Raw genomic sequence first — 16,678 nt, 5'->3', positions numbered from 1 at the left:
TAGTTTGAAGAAATCCTTTTTCATCAGCTGTGGTCTGGCATTTATTCTATTATCGCTGGGATATGTTACGAAGAACACGCAGTATTATGGGGCTATTGCGCTTGGAATTGCAATAATTGCTTTTCTAATAGGTGGCTTGACCAGTGGTTCATTCATTAGTGGGCGGCAACTGCAGGCTAATTATCACACGGAGAGTAAAGAGGATCGCTCAAGACGAACGAAGGTTTCTCTGATTGCGGGGATATTTGCACTTCCTATTTTTCTTGTTGGTATATTGCTATATGTATACTTTTAGGGAAAAAGTGTTAAAAAAGCACTGTAGCTATATACACCTTTTCTATTGTTCAAAAATTAGACTTTTGCCAAGCTTCCCTTCCATATACTATTCGTGGAGGGGATTTAAATGGAAAAATTAAAGGAGATGTGGTTGGATTTTTTCCAATCGGAACGAAATGCTGATTGGTGGGTAAGAAAAAAAGATGTATGTAAAAAACATGATACAGAAATAGTTCGGATTCAAGGTGATGGCCATATTTTCGGAAGGATTCGCTATGATAGCAAATGGATTTATCGTTATTTGCTTCACGTAGCTTTTTTAATGAAACAAGGCGATCATTTCCATTTGGAGGAACAGGTTATTCCATATCAATTTCGTTTAAAAGATGGAAAAATTATAGATCATACAGAAGAACCAAGAATGCTACAAAAAGTAGAGCAATCGATTACACCGGATCATATTCGGAATGGAGATGATAATCGGTTTTCATATGACCGCCAAGCTGCGGTGCGTTATGCTGAACGGTGGTGGAACAGCTACAATCCTGATTACAGGAAATTTGCTGTTGATTGCACGAATTATGTATCCCAATGTGTACGTGCGGGAAGTGCTCCAATGCACGGTGCTCCTAACAGAAGCAGAGGCTGGTGGTATACAGATGATAATTGGAGTTTCAGCTGGGCGGTAGCACATTCCCTAAGATGGTATTTAAGTGGTTCAACGAAAGGACTGCAGGGAAAGGAAGTTCAAAGTGCCAAGGAGCTTATTTCAGGTGATATTATATGTTATGATTTTCAAGGTGACGGCAGGTGGGATCATAATACAATTGTAGTAGCGAAGGATGCTTACGATATGCCACTGGTTAATGCACATACAGATAATAGTCGTAATCGCTATTGGTCTTATGAGGATTCCACTGCCTGGACCCCGGATATTCAGTATAAATTTTTCCGGATTGGTGAGTAAAAATGGTATAATAGATAGGTCAGTTAAGATAGTAAGGAGAATGAGAAAGTGAGTTTACATGTAGTATTATTTCAACCAGAAATCCCTGCAAATACAGGAAATATTGCAAGAACCTGTCTAGCTACAGATACAACACTTCATTTAATTCATCCACTTGGATTTTCAACCGATGACAAAATGCTGCGTCGTGCTGGGTTGGATTATTGGAAAAATGTTGATATTAAAGAACATAATTCAATGGAGGATTTATATAAGACATACTCTGAGGGAGCTTACTATTATATAGAAAACTTCGGCACAAAGCATTATACAGATTTCAAGTTTAACAGTGTTGAAAGTGATTTGTTCTTTGTTTTTGGCAGAGAAACAAATGGTATTCCAAAAGAACTGCTGGCAGGTAAAGAAGATAGATGTTTAAGAATTCATATGAATGATAAAGTTCGTTCATTAAACTTATCTAACACAGCAGCAATAATAATTTATGAAGCATTAAGGCAGCAGGGATTTCCTGAGCTGACTTAGAAGATCCTGTTTATAAGTTTGTAATCTTCGCAGCAAAACTACCTTAATGAAAAACCGTCCTGTAATTTGTGATCAACAGGACGGTTTTATATTGTTTATTGATTTTTTCTCGGTACACCAGGTTTTGCTTCATAACCTGAAGTGAAGCAAGATACTAAAAACGTAATAATTACACCAAATAGTAATAGTAATTTCATTTCGGACTTCCTCCTTTGTATCTATGTAAAAGAACGTATATTTAAATTATGCCCTTATTATACCGAATAAATTTTAAAAAGGGAATAGATACCTTTATAATTAGCAAAAATGTCACTTTATAGAGCTGATTTTTTAAACGAAAATAAACATGAAAATTCAAACTAATTTTTTTCTTCCATAAAGGTCTCACATATATTGTTTCATCAAATAAAATAAGGTATATTAGTTGATGAAGCTATTAGACAGTTCTATAATAAATATGGAGCGCTCCGAAGCGTTACATAAAGGAAAAAGTTAACATCTACTGGGGGTATCTAAAGTGGCACAGAGTGAAGAATCTATTAAAAGATTCTGGGGAGAATTTCATGGCCCGAACTTGGGGTATGTTGAAGAGCAATACGATTTGTACAAAGGGGATCCAGAAGCTGTTGATCCATCTATAAAAGCAATGTTCGATAGGTATGGAGCACCAGAACGGTCATTTCAATCAGAGGTACAAGACCAGGCAACATCTGGACAACCTTCAATAAATAATGTTAAGAAGCTAACCTCAGCGATGAAACTTGTTGAGGGTATTCGTCGTTTTGGGCATTTGGAGGCGGATATATATGCTGTTAGTATTCACAAAGAACGAAAGTCAAGTTTAGTTGATCCGAAGCATTACGGATTGAATGATAATGATTTAAAAAACATGCCAGCATCCTGGTTATGGGAGAATGCACCAGGAAATATTGAAAATGGTTTAGATGTAATTAAAGAACTGAAGAAATATTATTCTGGTACGATTGCTTTTGAGTATGATCATTTAAATAATGATCAGGAACGGAATTGGTTACAACAGTTAATTGAAGCTGGAGAAGCGCGATTAGATTTAACCGATGTTGAAAAGAAACAATTACTTGAACGACTAACACATGTAGAAGGATTTGAGGCATTTTTACAAAAAACATTTGTTGGTCAGAAACGTTTTTCCATTGAAGGATTGGAAGCAATGGTTCCGATGCTAGACCAAATTGTAAAATATGCAATTGATGATAAAATTGAAAACATCATGATGGGTATGGCGCACCGTGGTCGCTTATCGGTGCTTGCGCATGTGCTTGGAAAACCGTATGATAAGATTTTTTCTGAATTCCACCATTCACCTGATAAGGAATTGATGCCTTCTGAAGGGTCTATGGGAATTAATTATGGTTGGACCGGGGATGTGAAATATCACTTTGGTGCAACGAGGGATGTCAAAGATGGAGATGAAACAAAAACACGTATTATATTATCGCACAATCCATCTCACTTAGAATTTGTAAATCCTGTTGTAGAAGGATTTACTCGTGCGGCTCAGGATAATCGTTCAGATAAAGGCTATCCAAAACGTGACTTGAATAAAGCATTTGGGCTTCTTATTCATGGGGATGCTGCATTTATCGGGGAAGGTGTTGTTGCTGAAACGCTAAACCTTAGTGGATTACCAGGATACACCACAGGCGGTACACTCCATATCATCGCAAATAACCTTGTCGGATATACAACGAATCAAGGCGATGGTCGTTCAACACGTTATGCTAGTGATTTAGCAAAGGGTTTTGAGATTCCAATCATCCATGTAAATGCGGATGATCCAATTGCTTGTATTTCAGCGATTAAAATTGCCTATGAATATCGTCAAAAGTTTAATAAGGATTTTCTAATTGATCTAGTTGGTTATCGTCGTTATGGTCATAATGAAATGGATGAGCCAAGAACAACGCAACCAAAACTATATCGCGATATTGATAAACATCCGACGGCAGCAAACGTATTTGCTAAAGTTTTAGAGGACAAAAACGTTATCAGTGCGGAAGAGTTTAAAGGAATCCAAGAAAAGGTTGAAGATGATTTACGTACTATTTATGATAGTATGAAGGAAAATGAAGCAGGTCAAGCAGAGGCAGAGGAAATGCCTAAAGCACTTACGAATGGGCTTGATCAATTTGAAACAGCAGTGGATCTTAATTCATTGAAAGCTTTAAATAAAGGTTTACTGAATCGTCCGGAAGGTTTCACTGGCTTTAAAAAGCTTGAGAAAATCTTAAAGCGTCGTGAAAATGTTTTGGAAAAAGGAAATAAAGCAGACTGGGGTGCTGGTGAAGCATTAACATATGCATCAATATTACAGGATGGTATCCCTATTCGCTTAACAGGTCAGGATTCAGAACGAGGAACGTTTGCACACCGTCATATTGTTTTGCATGATATCGAAACGAATGAGAAATACAGTCCAATGCATGGATTGGATGAAGCGAAAGCATCGTTTGATGTTCGTAACAGCCCGTTATCAGAAGCTGGGGTGTTAGGATTTGAATACGGTTATAGTGTTCAGTCACCAAATACATTGGTTATTTGGGAAGCGCAATTTGGTGATTTTGCCAATGCTGCTCAAGTTGTGTTTGATCAGTTTATTTCTGCATCCCGTGCTAAATGGGGCGAAAAGTCTAATATGGTTATGTTACTGCCACATGGATATGAAGGTCAAGGTCCGGAACACTCAAGTGCACGTTTGGAACGTTTTCTACAAATGGCCGCTGAAAACAACTGGATTGTTGCGAATGTAACTTCAGCAGCACAGTTTTTCCATTTGATTCGCCGGCAAGCTGCAATGCGTGGTAGGGAGGAAGCAAGGCCGTTAATTCTGATGACACCGAAAAGTCTCTTACGTAATCAGCGTGTTGCATCAGTGGCAGAAGAGTTTACTGAAGGTAATTTTCAAACCTTAAGAGAGCAGCCAAATCTAAAAGTGAGCAAGAAAGATGCAACACGCTTATTAATTGGAAGTGGTAAGATTATGGTTGATATTGAAGAAGCATTAGATAATTCAGAGGAAAACTTTGATTGGTTGCGCGTACTACGCCTTGAACAAATTTATCCATTCCCTAAAAAGGAATTAAAGAAAGAATTGCAAGAGTTACCGAAATTAAAGGAAATTGTTTGGGTACAGGAAGAACCAAAAAATATGGGGAGCTGGGATTTTGTAGATGATTATTTAAGAGATCTCCTACAAGATGGTCAAACATTACGTTACATTGGACGCCCGGATCGTTCTTCACCTGCAGTTGGCGTACCAAATGTGCATAAAACGGAACAAAGCCAAGTTGTAAGAAAAGCAATTAACCCGTTAAAAGGAGGAGATTCCAATGAAAGAAATTAAAATACCTGAACTAGCAGAATCTATTACAGAAGGTACAATCGCCGAATGGTTAGTTAAAAAAGGGGATAAAATCGAAAAAGGGGATCCGATTGTCGAATTGGAAACAGATAAAGTCAATGTAGAAGTTAATTCTGATTTCGCCGGTGTTATCACAGAAATTACAAGTGAAGAGGGCGATGATGTTGAAGTTGGTGACACAATCGCAAAGTTAGATGAAAATGGTGAAGCAGGTGGGGAAACCTCTGAGGAGGAAGAAGCACCTAAAGAAGAGAAAAAAGAAGAGCTAGTTATGGAAGATAAAGCTGACACACCTAAAAAAGAAGAAAAGCAAGAATCAAGCAGTAGTAAACATGATGTTATTGCATCACCAGCGGCAAGAAAACGTGCCCGTGAGCTTAACATTGATTTAAGCTCAGTCAGTCCAAGAGACCCACTTGGCCGAGTTCGTCCAGAGGATATAGAGGCTGCTGCAAAAAGCGTAAGCGAACAGAAAGCGTCCAAGCCGGAAAAAGAAGATAAGAAAGAAACTGCTAAAACAGCATTTGATAAACCGGTTGAGCGTGTGAAAATGACTCGCCGCCGTCAAACAATTGCCAGAAATCTTGTTGAAGTTCAGCAGGAAACAGCAATGCTGACTACATTTAATGAAGTGGACTTAACCAATGTGATGAAGCTTCGCAATGAGCGTAAAGAAAAATTCATTGAAAAACACGGTGTAAAACTTGGCTTTATGTCATTCTTTACGAAAGCTGTTATTGGTGCATTGAAAGAATTCCCGTATTTGAATGCTGAAATTCAAGGTAAAGAACTAGTATTAAAAAAATTCTATGATATCGGTATTGCTGTATCAACAGATGATGGATTGGTTGTTCCTGTTGTTCGCGATGCAGATAGATTGGACTTTGCAGCAGTAGAACGTGAAATTGGAAATCTTGGCAAAAAAGCACGTGATAATAACCTGGCACTGGATGATTTAACAGGTGGCTCATTTACCATTACCAATGGCGGTACATTTGGATCCATGCTTTCAACACCAATTCTTAACGCACCACAGGTTGGTATCCTGGGAATGCATAACATCCAAAAACGTGCAATGGTAATGCCTGATGATTCCATCGAGGTTCGCCCAATGATGTATCTTGCGTTATCTTATGATCACCGCATCGTTGATGGAAAAGAAGCAGTACAATTCCTGGTACGGATCAAACAATTATTAGAGGATCCATATGACTTATTACTAGAAGGATAATAACTTTCATTAAAAATCCTCGCTTTGATGAGAATCAAGGCGAGGATTTTTTGATTTATTGGAAATAATAATATGTACTTCATTTATCACGCATTAACGGGCTGAAATCCCCCCTCCTCCAAGCGTGAGAAATCCCAAACGTGAAGGTGGGGCAAAACAGCCCGTAAATTTCCTGATTCTGTTCAAGGATCTTTAGGTCATACCATGAGGTACTAACATTCAGTCGGGGAGGAAGGGAAACCCACACTGAATGAAGTTTCACTTTATAGTTGATGTTATATTTTCTAATTGTCAGTTAATAGATAAGATTTGTCGGAAGTTAACCGATGGATAAACAAATTAATTTTTTTCTGATTCCCATTGCAAAATAAATAAAAAACGAATATTATATATATTGTTGATAAAATCATTCGGAAAGAAAGGTGTATTAAGTGAATAATTTCTTTAAACTAAAACAAAATAACACAAATATCCGAACAGAAGTTGTGGCTGGGTTGACGACTTTTTTAACAATGATTTATATTGTTGTGGTAAATCCCGCTATTTTATCCGCTGCGGGTGTTCCATTTGAGCAAGTATTTATGGCAACTGTTATTTCTGCAGTTGTTGGTACATTATATATGGCCATATTCGCAAATTATCCGATAGCAATTGCACCAGGTATGGGCTTAAATGCATACTTTGCTAGTGTAGTTGCAACACAGGGGCTGTCATATCAAGTTGTTTTTGGTGCGGTGTTTATAGCCGGTATCATTTTTATTTTATTGAGTCTTACCAAGTTACGGGAAACATTAATTGTTGCAATACCTGCTTCATTAAAATATGGGATCACATCAGGTATTGGTTTATTTATTGCTTTTGTGGGCCTGAGAAATTCCGGAATAGTAGTAGCAAATGAGGCCAATATTGTTGGTTTAGGTGATTTGCATCATCCAATGACATTGTTGACAATCGCTGGTTTATTGATCACATTAATATTATTTGTATTGAAAGTAAAGGGTGCTTTATTTTTTGGGATGTTTGCAACGGGGGTAATTGCATTTTTCACCGGTCAGTTAGATTTCAATGGGGTTGTATCAGCTCCGCCAAGTCCCGTGTTCTTTGATATGGATATCGGCGGGGTTGTTTCACATGGACTTTATACTGTTGTTTTCGCATTTTTACTAGTAACGATCTTTGATACAACTGGTACAATGATCGGTGTTGCTGAACAAGCTGGCTTTATGAAAAACGGAAATATGCCTCGAGCGAAACAAGCTTTATTGGCAGATGCAACTGCAACCACTGTTGGTTCGATGTTCGGTACAAGCCCGTCTACAGCTTACATTGAATCAACATCCGGGGTTGCTGCAGGCGGAAGAACTGGATTGACATCAGTCATTGTTGCAGGATTATTTGCACTATCTATTTTCTTCACACCCATCATTGAAGTAATTGCCAATATCCCAGCGGTAACTGCGCCAATTCTCATTATTGTAGGCTGTTTCATGATGGAAGGATTAGCAAAGATTGATTGGAAAACATTTGATGAAGCTTTTCCGGCATTTGCTATTATTTTAACCATGCCATTTACTTCGAGTATTGCAACAGGAATCGCAATTGGATTTATTACCTATCCCATTTTGAAAATAGCTGTAGGAAAAGGAAAAAGTGTTCACTGGATTTTATATGTATTTGCAATCATTTTTCTATTGCAAATGATCTATTTCCCAGCTCATTAACTAAAACAGACTGTTCAAGGGGTTTCCCTTTTTGAGCAGTTTTTATTTTATCGCAGTGTAACTGGCTGTAAGACTCCCACTTCAAGAATTAAGGGAACATTAAAATTCCAAGTGGGAGATCCAACAGCCAGTAACGGACCGATTGGTTCAAGGGCCTTTAAGTCATACCGTGCGGTGCTAATATTCAGTAGGGAATGAAAAGAAAACCCCCACTAAATGAAGTTTCACTTTATTGTTATTTCTTATGTTAAAAGCGACAAAAATGGGGAATAACTAAACAAACAATCAAAATAAAAAGAGTACTTGCATGACGTCTGACAACTTGCTACAATTAGCTATGGAATTTTAGATTAAAAACTTTTTCAGACAAAATACAGGGAGGCTAAATCCGTGGATCTTCTTCTTGGACTATTAGCTATTATTATTGTCCTCGGACTAGCATTTTTGATGTCTAACGATAAGAGAAATATTAATTACAAAGGCATTGGAATTATGTTGGTTTTGCAATTATTAACAACTTGGTTTATGTTCGCAACTGAAATCGGGCAAAATATAATTAACGGTATCTCAGCGGGATTTAATAAATTAATTGAATTTGGAACGGTAGGAATTAACTTTGTTGTAGGCGGATTTGTTACAGAAGAAAGTGGCGTTTTTTTATTTAATGTATTATTGCTTATCATATTTTTTGCTACTATATTATCCGTTCTTACGTATTTAAAGGTTTTACCAGCAGTTATTAAGTATTTGGGTGGAATTATTTCCAAAATTACCGGTTTACCAAGAGTGGAATCATTCAACGCTGTGAATAGTGTTTTTTTTGGTCAATCTGAGGCATTAATTGCAATCAGAACACAGTTTCACCATTTAAATAATAACCGTTTGTACATCGTAAGTGCTTCTGCAATGGGGTCAGTTTCTGCGTCAATTGTCGGTGCGTATTTACAAATGCTGCCACCAGTGTACGTTCTTGTAGCTTTGCCATTAAATATGTTCAGTGCTTTAATGATTGCATCTGTTATTGCACCGGTAAAAGTTCCTAAAGAAGAGGATCTAGTTGACGTAACGAATGTAACAAATGATAAAAGTATTTTTGAAGCAATGGGTAATGGTGCGCTTGAAGGTGGAAAAATTGCTTTAATCGTTGCAGCAATGTTGATCGCCTTTATTGCATCATTGGAATTAGTAAATTGGTTAATACAATTAGTATTTGCCGGAGTTACCCTGCAGCAGATTTTAGGATATATTATCGCTCCAATCGGAATCCTTATGGGGATTGCTCCAGGCGAAGTTATTGAAGCAGGGGCCGTCATGGGTACAAAAATTGTAACAAATGAATTTGTTGCAATGCTTGATTTCCAGTCAAAACTTGAGGAGATGTCAGAGAAAACAATTGGTATTGTAACAGTTTTCCTAACCAGCTTTGCAAACTTTGCGTCTATCGGGATTATAGCAGGGACAGTTAAGGGAATCGATAGTGAAAAGGCAGTTAGTGTATCAGGCTTTGGTATGAAGCTTTTAGTTGGTGCAACATTGGCATCTATTCTTTCAGCTACTGTTGTAGGTTTATTCTTGTAATGGAATAATGCCCGAAAAACCGTCCTATTAGGGCGGTTTTTTAAAAAGTAAGAAAGTATAAACGAAATCGGTTTTTTTGCCGGTTTCTTCAAATCTGAATTCTGATCTCTGACTCAGGAAAGACGCTTTAGCGTTTTTCTCAAATGAATGAAGACTCGTACCCAGGCAATATTTACTGTGCACCTGCCCGTACATACTTTTTTTGCAAATGTAATAAGCGCCATAATAAAGCAATCGCACCACAGGTTAATCCCACAATAATCCCGACCCAGTATCCAAATGGCTCTAATGCTGTATAATTTGCTAGCAGCCAGCCCGTTGGCAGTCCGATTACCCAATATGACACGAATGCCACAATAAATGTCATATTTACATCCTTGTATCCGCGTAAAGCACCTTGGATTGGAGCTCCGAAGGCATCTGCCAGTTGGAAAAAGATAGCATAATAGATGAATTGCTTTGTTAGTTCAATTACTTGCGGATTTGAGTTATAAAGCGCTGCAACTATATCTTTAGATAGATATAAAACAAGGCCGGCAAATATAGCAATAAATAAACCACCGCTAATCCCAATATAGCCATAGGTGCGTGCATCAGCAAACCGCCTTCCGCCTATTTCAAAACCGATTGCAATCGTTAGTGCCATACCTACGCTTAATGGAATCATGTATAAAAGGGAGGCAAAGTTTATTGCTGCCTGATGTGCAGCGATGGTATATGTGCTATAGACACTCATTAACAATGTCACGGCAGAAAAAATGCTCGTTTCAAAAAACATTGCAAAACCAATTGGCAGCCCAATTTTCAATTGCTCCCACCACACATTCAAAGAAGGCATGATCCAGTTTGAAAAAATACGGAAATGACGAAATGGGCGGATTTTATAAACAATTCCTAATGCTATCATACATACTAACCAGTAAGTTATTGCTGTGGCAATACCTGAGCCAATTCCACCAAATGCAGGGACACCAAACTTACCAAAAATAAAAATATAGTTAAAGACAAAATTTAATGGTAAGGAAATTAATATGATGAGCATGGAAATACGTGTCTGTCCAAGTGCATCGATAAAGCATCGCAATGTATTAAAAATAAATAACGGAATAATACCGAAACCTAAGGAGATAAGGTAATACTTTGCAATCTGCCGCACTTCTTCTTCCAAATCCATCAGATTCAAAATGGGATTAAGCAGCAACATTCCAGCTAAATAAACAATGATTGCCAGACCTATACCTAAATAAATCCCCTGCTGTACTTTATTGGAAACTTCATTCGTTGCTTTCGCTCCAATCAGCTGAGCAATAATGGGAGTGATCGCTAACAGAACCCCGTTAATTCCAGTGAAAATTGGAACCCATAAACTTGAGCCAATTGCTACACCTGCTAAATCCACGGCCCCTGCACGTCCAGACATCACAGTATCAAATATATTCATTAAATACATACTGACCTGGGTTATCAGGATAGGAATTAAGATGGTTGTAAATAGTTTTAGCTTCTCTTTTAATGTAGATGTTTCATGCATATTACTCTTCCTTTTTTTGTATTAATCAATTAAACTTTAAGAGGATGTTCAAAAAGTGTAAAGTTCCTTTTTCACCAGCCATAGATTTCATTATACCGTTTTATTTCGTATTGTGATAGAAAGGAAGTTCAGTTCATGAAAAAGAAACGCATTCTGTTTACTGGTGGTGGGTCTGCTGGTCATGTCATTGTTAATCTGGCATTAATTCCAGTCTACCAGCGTAATGGATGGGAAATTGATTATATAGGTTCAAAAGAAGGGATTGAAAGAAAGCTGATTGGGCAATTGGATGGTGTAACTTATCATTCGATTGCAACAGGTAAATTGCGCCGCTATATGTCTATAGAAAACTTCAAGGATCCTTTTAAAGTATTAAAAGGAACGATGCAGGCAGCACGAATAATCGGTAAGCGAAAGCCTTCCATTATATTTTCAAAAGGCGGCTTTGTCTCTGTTCCGGTAATATTAGCTTCGAAGCTCAAAAGGGTACCAGCAGTTATACATGAATCGGATTATACACCGGGGCTTGCAAACAAAATCGCTATTCCATTTGCAAGAAAAGTATTGGCAACTTTCCCCGAGACGATGAATTATCTGCCTGAGAAAAAGGCCGAATATGTTGGAGCGGTCATCCGTGAGGAACTTTTTCAGGGGAATAAGGAAAAAGGTTTAGCGTTTGTAGGTTTGACAAAAGAAAAACCGGTATTACTTATCATGGGAGGTAGCGGTGGTTCTAGAAAAATTAATGAAACTGTACAAAGCAGTCTGTCACAGCTATTGGCAACTTTCCAGATCATTCATATTTGTGGACAGGGAAATACAGACTCGAATATAAACGAAAATGGTTATACACAATTTGAATATATCAATGAAGAGCTGAAGGATATTTTTGCAGCATCAGATTATGTGCTATCACGTGCAGGATCGAATGCGATTTTTGAATTTTTGGCATTACAAATTCCTATGCTCCTTATTCCTTTGTCAATGGAGGCAAGCAGAGGAGATCAAATTATTAACGCAAGGTCTTTTGCCGAAAAGCGTTATGCCCGTGTAATGGAAGAAGAGGGACTAACCAATGATACTTTAGTGCAGGAATTAATGCAGCTAAGAGAATATGCACCAATCATGAGAGATACGATGAAGGAATATAAAAGTGAAAAAGCACGTGATCGTGTAGTTGAAATTCTGCGGGAGGTGCAAAGGTAGATTATAATATAAATGGAAGTATCACCCGGATAGCGTGCGGGGCACGAGAATATCGCCGTGAGAACTGAGGATATCGCCCAGAGCACGAAAATATCGCTCGGAGCACGAAAATATCGCTCGGAGAACTGCGGATATCGCCCGGAGCACGAAAATATCGCTCGGAGAACTGCGCATATCGCCCAGAGCACGAAAATATCGCCGTGAGAGCTGCGGATATCGCCCGGAGAGCGAAAATATCGCCGTGAGAGCTGCGGATATCGCCCGGAGCACGAAAATATCGCCGTGAGAGCTGCGGATATCGCCGGGAGCACGAGAATATCGCCGTGAGAGCTGCGGATATCGCCCGGAGCACGAAAATATCGCCGTGAGAGCTGCGGATATCGCCGGGAGCACGAGAATATCGCCGTGAGAACTGCGGATATCGCCCGGAGAGCGAAAATATCGCCGTGAGAACTGCGGATATCGCCCGGAGCACGAAAATATCGCTGGGAGAACTGCGGATATCGCCCGGAGCACGAAAATATCGCTGGGAGAACTGCGGATATCGCCCGGAGAGCGAAAATATCGCCGTGAGAGCTGCGGATATCGCCCGGAGCACGAAAATATCGCTGGGAGAACTGCGGATATCGCCCGGAGAGCGAAAATATCGCCGTGAGAACGATAAGAAAAACTCCCCTTTACTGGATTATGCCAGAAAGGGGAGTTTTTCTTATAACATCAATGTGTTTTACAGGGGGAATTCACTAATTAGCCAATTTATTAGGTATGAAATTTATTACAAAAACAGAGTTATTGAGAGAAATTTCGATAATATAGCTAATAGAAAGTAATTAAATATGCTTAGCCTTATATAATCGTGATTTTTCCCGAATTTTCGCAGTTTAGTCAAGTTGAGTAAATATACTTCTTTCGTTAAGCTTAATAATATTGAGTTTAAGAGGTCTAATAAATACAGTTAACTCCCCGTATGAACTTTTATTCTCCAATCTACATAAAAAATAAACCGTCCATCATTTATTTCAAGGAAGATATTTTTTGGTTAAAACACTTTATTAAATAAATTGAAAAGGAGTCTAAAACTATGAAAAAATTAATATTTTTATTTTCTGCTGCTATTTTAGTAGTTCTTTCTGCCTGTGGTGATTCAGGGGCAGATGGTGACATTGAGACAATTGTGTTAGCTGATGCAGGGTGGGACAGTATCCGGGTTCATAATAGTATTGCTCAGAAAATTATTGAGGAAGGATACGGGTATGACACGGAAGTAACTTCTGGTTCAACTGCTGCGACAATACAAGGATTACGCGATGGAGATATAAATGTTTATACAGAAGTTTGGACAGATAATATTAAAGAAGTATATGAAGAGGCAATAGAAGCTGGGGATTTCGAAAGAGTTTCTACAAATTTTGATGATAATTTACAAGGCTTATATGTTCCAACATATGTCATTGAAGGTGATGAGGAACGTGGTATTGAACCAATGGCTCCTGATTTGAGAACAGTGGAAGATTTGAAGAAATATCCGGAAGTTTTTGAAGATCCGGAAGATCCAGGAAGAGGAAGAATTATTAATGCACCGAGTGGCTGGGCTGTTGCGGAAGCCATCGATGCTAAGTTTGAAACATATGGATTAGATGAAACAATGAATAATTTCATGCCAGGATCAGATGCTGCGGCTGTAGCTGACTTAGTTGATGCATATAATGCTGGAAGAGCGTGGGTTGGTTATTATTGGTCACCTACAGCAGTTACCGCACAATATGATTTAACTTTATTGGAAGAACCGGAGTATGAAGAAGAAATATGGAATGAAACAAAAGGAACTGAATTCCCGCCAAATGATGTGGTGGTGGCAGTTCATAAAGATTTTCCAGATCAAGCACCAGATGTATATGAATTCTTAGGCAACTATGAAACGAGCAGTGAACTAACGGAACAAGCGTTGAGTTATATGGATAAACATGATGCTTCGCCTGAGGAAGCGGCTATTTGGTGGATGAACGAGCATGAAGACATTTGGACAAGCTGGGTCCCAGAAGATATAGCTGAAAGTGTAAAAGATACTTTGAACTAATAGAGAAGCAGCTAGCTACTGGTCTAGCTGCTTTTCTAATAAAATTCAAGAAATGCGAGGTGAGAGGGCTGTATAATCATACAGTCTGCCTATGGGTAGTTTTCCTGATATACGTACGAAATTAGGGGATTATGTAGATCAGTTTGTAAGTTTATTGGATTCATCATTAGAAGGTTTCTTTGATTTCATATTTTTTATTTCATCCAGAACGATCAATGGAATTGATGACTTTTTAGTTTGGCTGCCATGGTGGTTATTTATCTTAATCATTATTGCTTTAGGATGGTACTTTAAATCTATCCTATCTGGACTTTTATATGGAGCTTTTATTTTTTTGATAGGTACCTTTGGTTTATGGGAAGATATGATGACAACCATCGCAATTATCTTAACTGCAGTTATTATTTGTTTATTGATTGGCATTCCGTCCGGTATCTGGATGGCATTTAGTAAAGGTTTTTCAAATGTGATGCGGCCACTATTGGATGCAATGCAAACAATGCCGAGTTTTGTTTATTTAATACCAGCTATCTTTTTCTTTGGGTTAGGTAATGTATCGGCAATTTTTGCAACATTGATTTATGCGCTGCCACCAGTCATTCGTTTAACCGAGCTGGCTATTCGTGGAGTCGATCAAGAGGTCATTGAATCCGCTCAGTCCTTTGGTTCGTCAAGAATGCAAATGCTGCGGAAAGTTCAGCTGCCACAAGCATTGCCTACGATCATGGCAGGTGTTAACCAAACAACGATGATGGCACTTGCTATGGTAGTAATTGCTTCTATGGTGGGAGCGTCAGGATTAGGTGAGCAAGTACTTGTTGCGATAAACCGAATTGATATTGCCTTAGGCTTTGAAGCAGGGATTAGTATTGTATTTTTAGCAATTATCATTGACCGGATTACAAATGGTGTAGCAGATAAATTTCAAAAGCATAGGGGGATAAGCTAAATGGAAACAAAGGTAAAATTGGAGCATGTTTCAAAGATTTTTGGATCAAAGCCGAAATCGATTATCCCTATGATAAAACAAGGTATGTCAAAAGAAGAAATTTTGAATAAAACTAATCATACCGTTGGTGTATATGATGCCTCTTTGGAAATAAAAAAAGGTGAAGTGTTTGTCATAATGGGTTTGTCAGGGAGTGGGAAGTCAACCCTTATTCGCTGCTTTAACTTGTTAAATAAGCCAACAGCTGGTTCAATCTACATTGATGGTGAGGATATCATTGCATATAATAGTTCGCAATTAAAAAAGGTAAGGCAAGAAAAAGTAGCGATGGTTTTTCAGCATTTTGGGTTATTTAGTCATCGGACTATTCTGGCAAATGTGGAATATGGACTGGAAATAAGAGATGTATCAAAAGAAGAACGACGGAGGATTGCACTGGATAATATTGAAAGTGTTGGATTAAAGGGATATGAGGATAAATACCCTGATGAATTGTCAGGTGGTATGCAGCAGCGTGTCGGATTGGCACGTGCCCTTGCAAATGATCCCGATATTTTACTAATGGATGAGCCATTCAGTGCATTGGACCCACTTATTCGTCGAGAAATGCAATTGGAGCTTCTGGATATTCAGGAGCGTTTACAAAAAATAATTATATTCATTACACATGATGTGAATGAGGCGTTTAAATTGGGTGATCGGGTAGCTGTTATGAAGGACGGCAGAATTGTTCAGGTAGGTACACCGGAAGAAATCATTGAAGAACCGGCAAATGATTATATTTCTGAATTCATTAAAGATATCGATCGTTCCAAGATATTCCAGGCTGAACATGTCATGATTAAGCCAAATGCACTGGTGTCGATGAAAGATGGCTTGAATGTTGCTGTTAAAGAAATGGAGGAAAATGGTATATCCAGTGTATTTGTTGTCGATCGCAGACGTCACTTGAAGGGAATTGTCACCATCGATGATGCCATTAAGGGGATAAAAGAAAAGAAATCATTGGAAGCTGTATTACGTAATGATGTTACCATTGTAAAAAAGGATGAATATGTGAATGACTTAATTCCTAAAGCACTAGAATCGATGTTTCCGCTTGCGGTTGTCAATGAGGGAGAAAAAGTAATTGGATTCATTTTACGTGTTCATGTATTGTCCGGACTCGTATCAGACGAGGTTAATGAGAGTGAAGAATATCATGAATAAACTAAAAGCGC

Annotated in this window: 14 protein-coding genes; 13 read left to right on the top strand and 1 reads right to left on the bottom strand. The window is 38.3% G+C overall.

The features are described 5' to 3' along the window. The first annotated feature begins 4 nt into the window (after window positions 1-4). The 7 genes from AC6HVZ_RS05715 (at window position 5) to AC6HVZ_RS05685 (ending at window position 9,695) form a co-directional block, all read left to right on the top strand. Complete coding sequence (locus AC6HVZ_RS05715) at window positions 5-295, top strand: DUF5316 domain-containing protein (RefSeq protein ID WP_497557184.1); 291 nt, start codon at window positions 5-7, stop codon at window positions 293-295. 108 nt (window positions 296-403) lie between these two features. Then, on the top strand, window positions 404-1,243 hold the full coding sequence (locus AC6HVZ_RS05710; protein WP_497557183.1) for an amidase domain-containing protein: 840 nt from the start codon (window positions 404-406) through the stop codon (window positions 1,241-1,243). 48 nt (window positions 1,244-1,291) lie between these two features. Beyond that, window positions 1,292-1,765, top strand: a complete 474-nt coding sequence (trmL, locus tag AC6HVZ_RS05705) for a tRNA (uridine(34)/cytosine(34)/5-carboxymethylaminomethyluridine(34)-2'-O)-methyltransferase TrmL (protein ID WP_497557182.1) — start codon at window positions 1,292-1,294, stop codon at window positions 1,763-1,765. Between the two features lie 517 nt (window positions 1,766-2,282). After that, complete coding sequence (locus AC6HVZ_RS05700) at window positions 2,283-5,147, top strand: 2-oxoglutarate dehydrogenase E1 component (protein WP_497557181.1); 2,865 nt, start codon at window positions 2,283-2,285, stop codon at window positions 5,145-5,147. Then, complete coding sequence (odhB, locus tag AC6HVZ_RS05695; RefSeq protein WP_497557180.1) at window positions 5,134-6,396, top strand: 2-oxoglutarate dehydrogenase complex dihydrolipoyllysine-residue succinyltransferase; 1,263 nt, start codon at window positions 5,134-5,136, stop codon at window positions 6,394-6,396. Before AC6HVZ_RS05700 ends, odhB begins: the two co-directional genes overlap by 14 nt. 431 nt (window positions 6,397-6,827) lie before the next feature. Next, on the top strand, window positions 6,828-8,117 hold the full coding sequence (locus AC6HVZ_RS05690) for an NCS2 family permease (protein ID WP_497557179.1): 1,290 nt from the start codon (window positions 6,828-6,830) through the stop codon (window positions 8,115-8,117). Between the two features lie 390 nt (window positions 8,118-8,507). Then, entirely contained in the window at window positions 8,508-9,695 is a 1,188-nt protein-coding gene (locus tag AC6HVZ_RS05685; protein ID WP_497557178.1) for a NupC/NupG family nucleoside CNT transporter, read from the top strand. A 172-nt stretch (window positions 9,696-9,867) separates the two neighbouring features. On the opposite strand, the gene AC6HVZ_RS05680 is transcribed toward AC6HVZ_RS05685, so the two are convergent. Then, complete coding sequence (locus AC6HVZ_RS05680) at window positions 9,868-11,226, bottom strand: MATE family efflux transporter (RefSeq protein ID WP_497557177.1); 1,359 nt, start codon at window positions 11,224-11,226, stop codon at window positions 9,868-9,870. A 135-nt stretch (window positions 11,227-11,361) separates the two neighbouring features. On the opposite strand from AC6HVZ_RS05680, the gene murG reads away from it, so the two are divergent. The 6 genes from murG to AC6HVZ_RS05650 all read left to right on the top strand — a co-directional run bounded on the left by murG (window position 11,362) and on the right by AC6HVZ_RS05650 (window position 16,667). After that, the gene (murG, locus tag AC6HVZ_RS05675; protein WP_497557176.1) at window positions 11,362-12,432 is read left to right on the top strand and encodes an undecaprenyldiphospho-muramoylpentapeptide beta-N-acetylglucosaminyltransferase; all 1,071 of its coding nucleotides are present in this window, start codon (window positions 11,362-11,364) and stop codon (window positions 12,430-12,432) included. A 57-nt stretch (window positions 12,433-12,489) separates the two neighbouring features. Continuing rightward, the gene (locus tag AC6HVZ_RS05670; protein ID WP_497557175.1) at window positions 12,490-12,636 is read left to right on the top strand and encodes a hypothetical protein; all 147 of its coding nucleotides are present in this window, start codon (window positions 12,490-12,492) and stop codon (window positions 12,634-12,636) included. A gap of 242 nt (window positions 12,637-12,878) precedes the next feature. Continuing rightward, window positions 12,879-13,262, top strand: coding sequence for a hypothetical protein (locus AC6HVZ_RS05665; protein WP_497557174.1), 384 nt, complete (start codon window positions 12,879-12,881; stop codon window positions 13,260-13,262). Between the two features lie 251 nt (window positions 13,263-13,513). After that, window positions 13,514-14,509, top strand: a complete 996-nt coding sequence (locus tag AC6HVZ_RS05660) for an ABC transporter substrate-binding protein (protein ID WP_497557173.1) — start codon at window positions 13,514-13,516, stop codon at window positions 14,507-14,509. Between the two features lie 91 nt (window positions 14,510-14,600). After that, window positions 14,601-15,458: an ABC transporter permease gene (locus AC6HVZ_RS05655; protein ID WP_497557172.1), complete on the top strand. Its 858-nt coding sequence runs from the start codon at window positions 14,601-14,603 to the stop codon at window positions 15,456-15,458. Beyond that, window positions 15,459-16,667: a quaternary amine ABC transporter ATP-binding protein gene (locus AC6HVZ_RS05650; RefSeq protein ID WP_497557171.1), complete on the top strand. Its 1,209-nt coding sequence runs from the start codon at window positions 15,459-15,461 to the stop codon at window positions 16,665-16,667. The last annotated feature ends 11 nt before the right edge of the window (window positions 16,668-16,678 follow it).

The sequence above is a fragment of the Oceanobacillus sp. NCCP-135 genome, assembly GCF_059698015.1.
The sequence above is the reverse complement of the archived record's forward strand: the minus strand, read 5'-3'. Positions and strand labels throughout refer to the sequence as shown.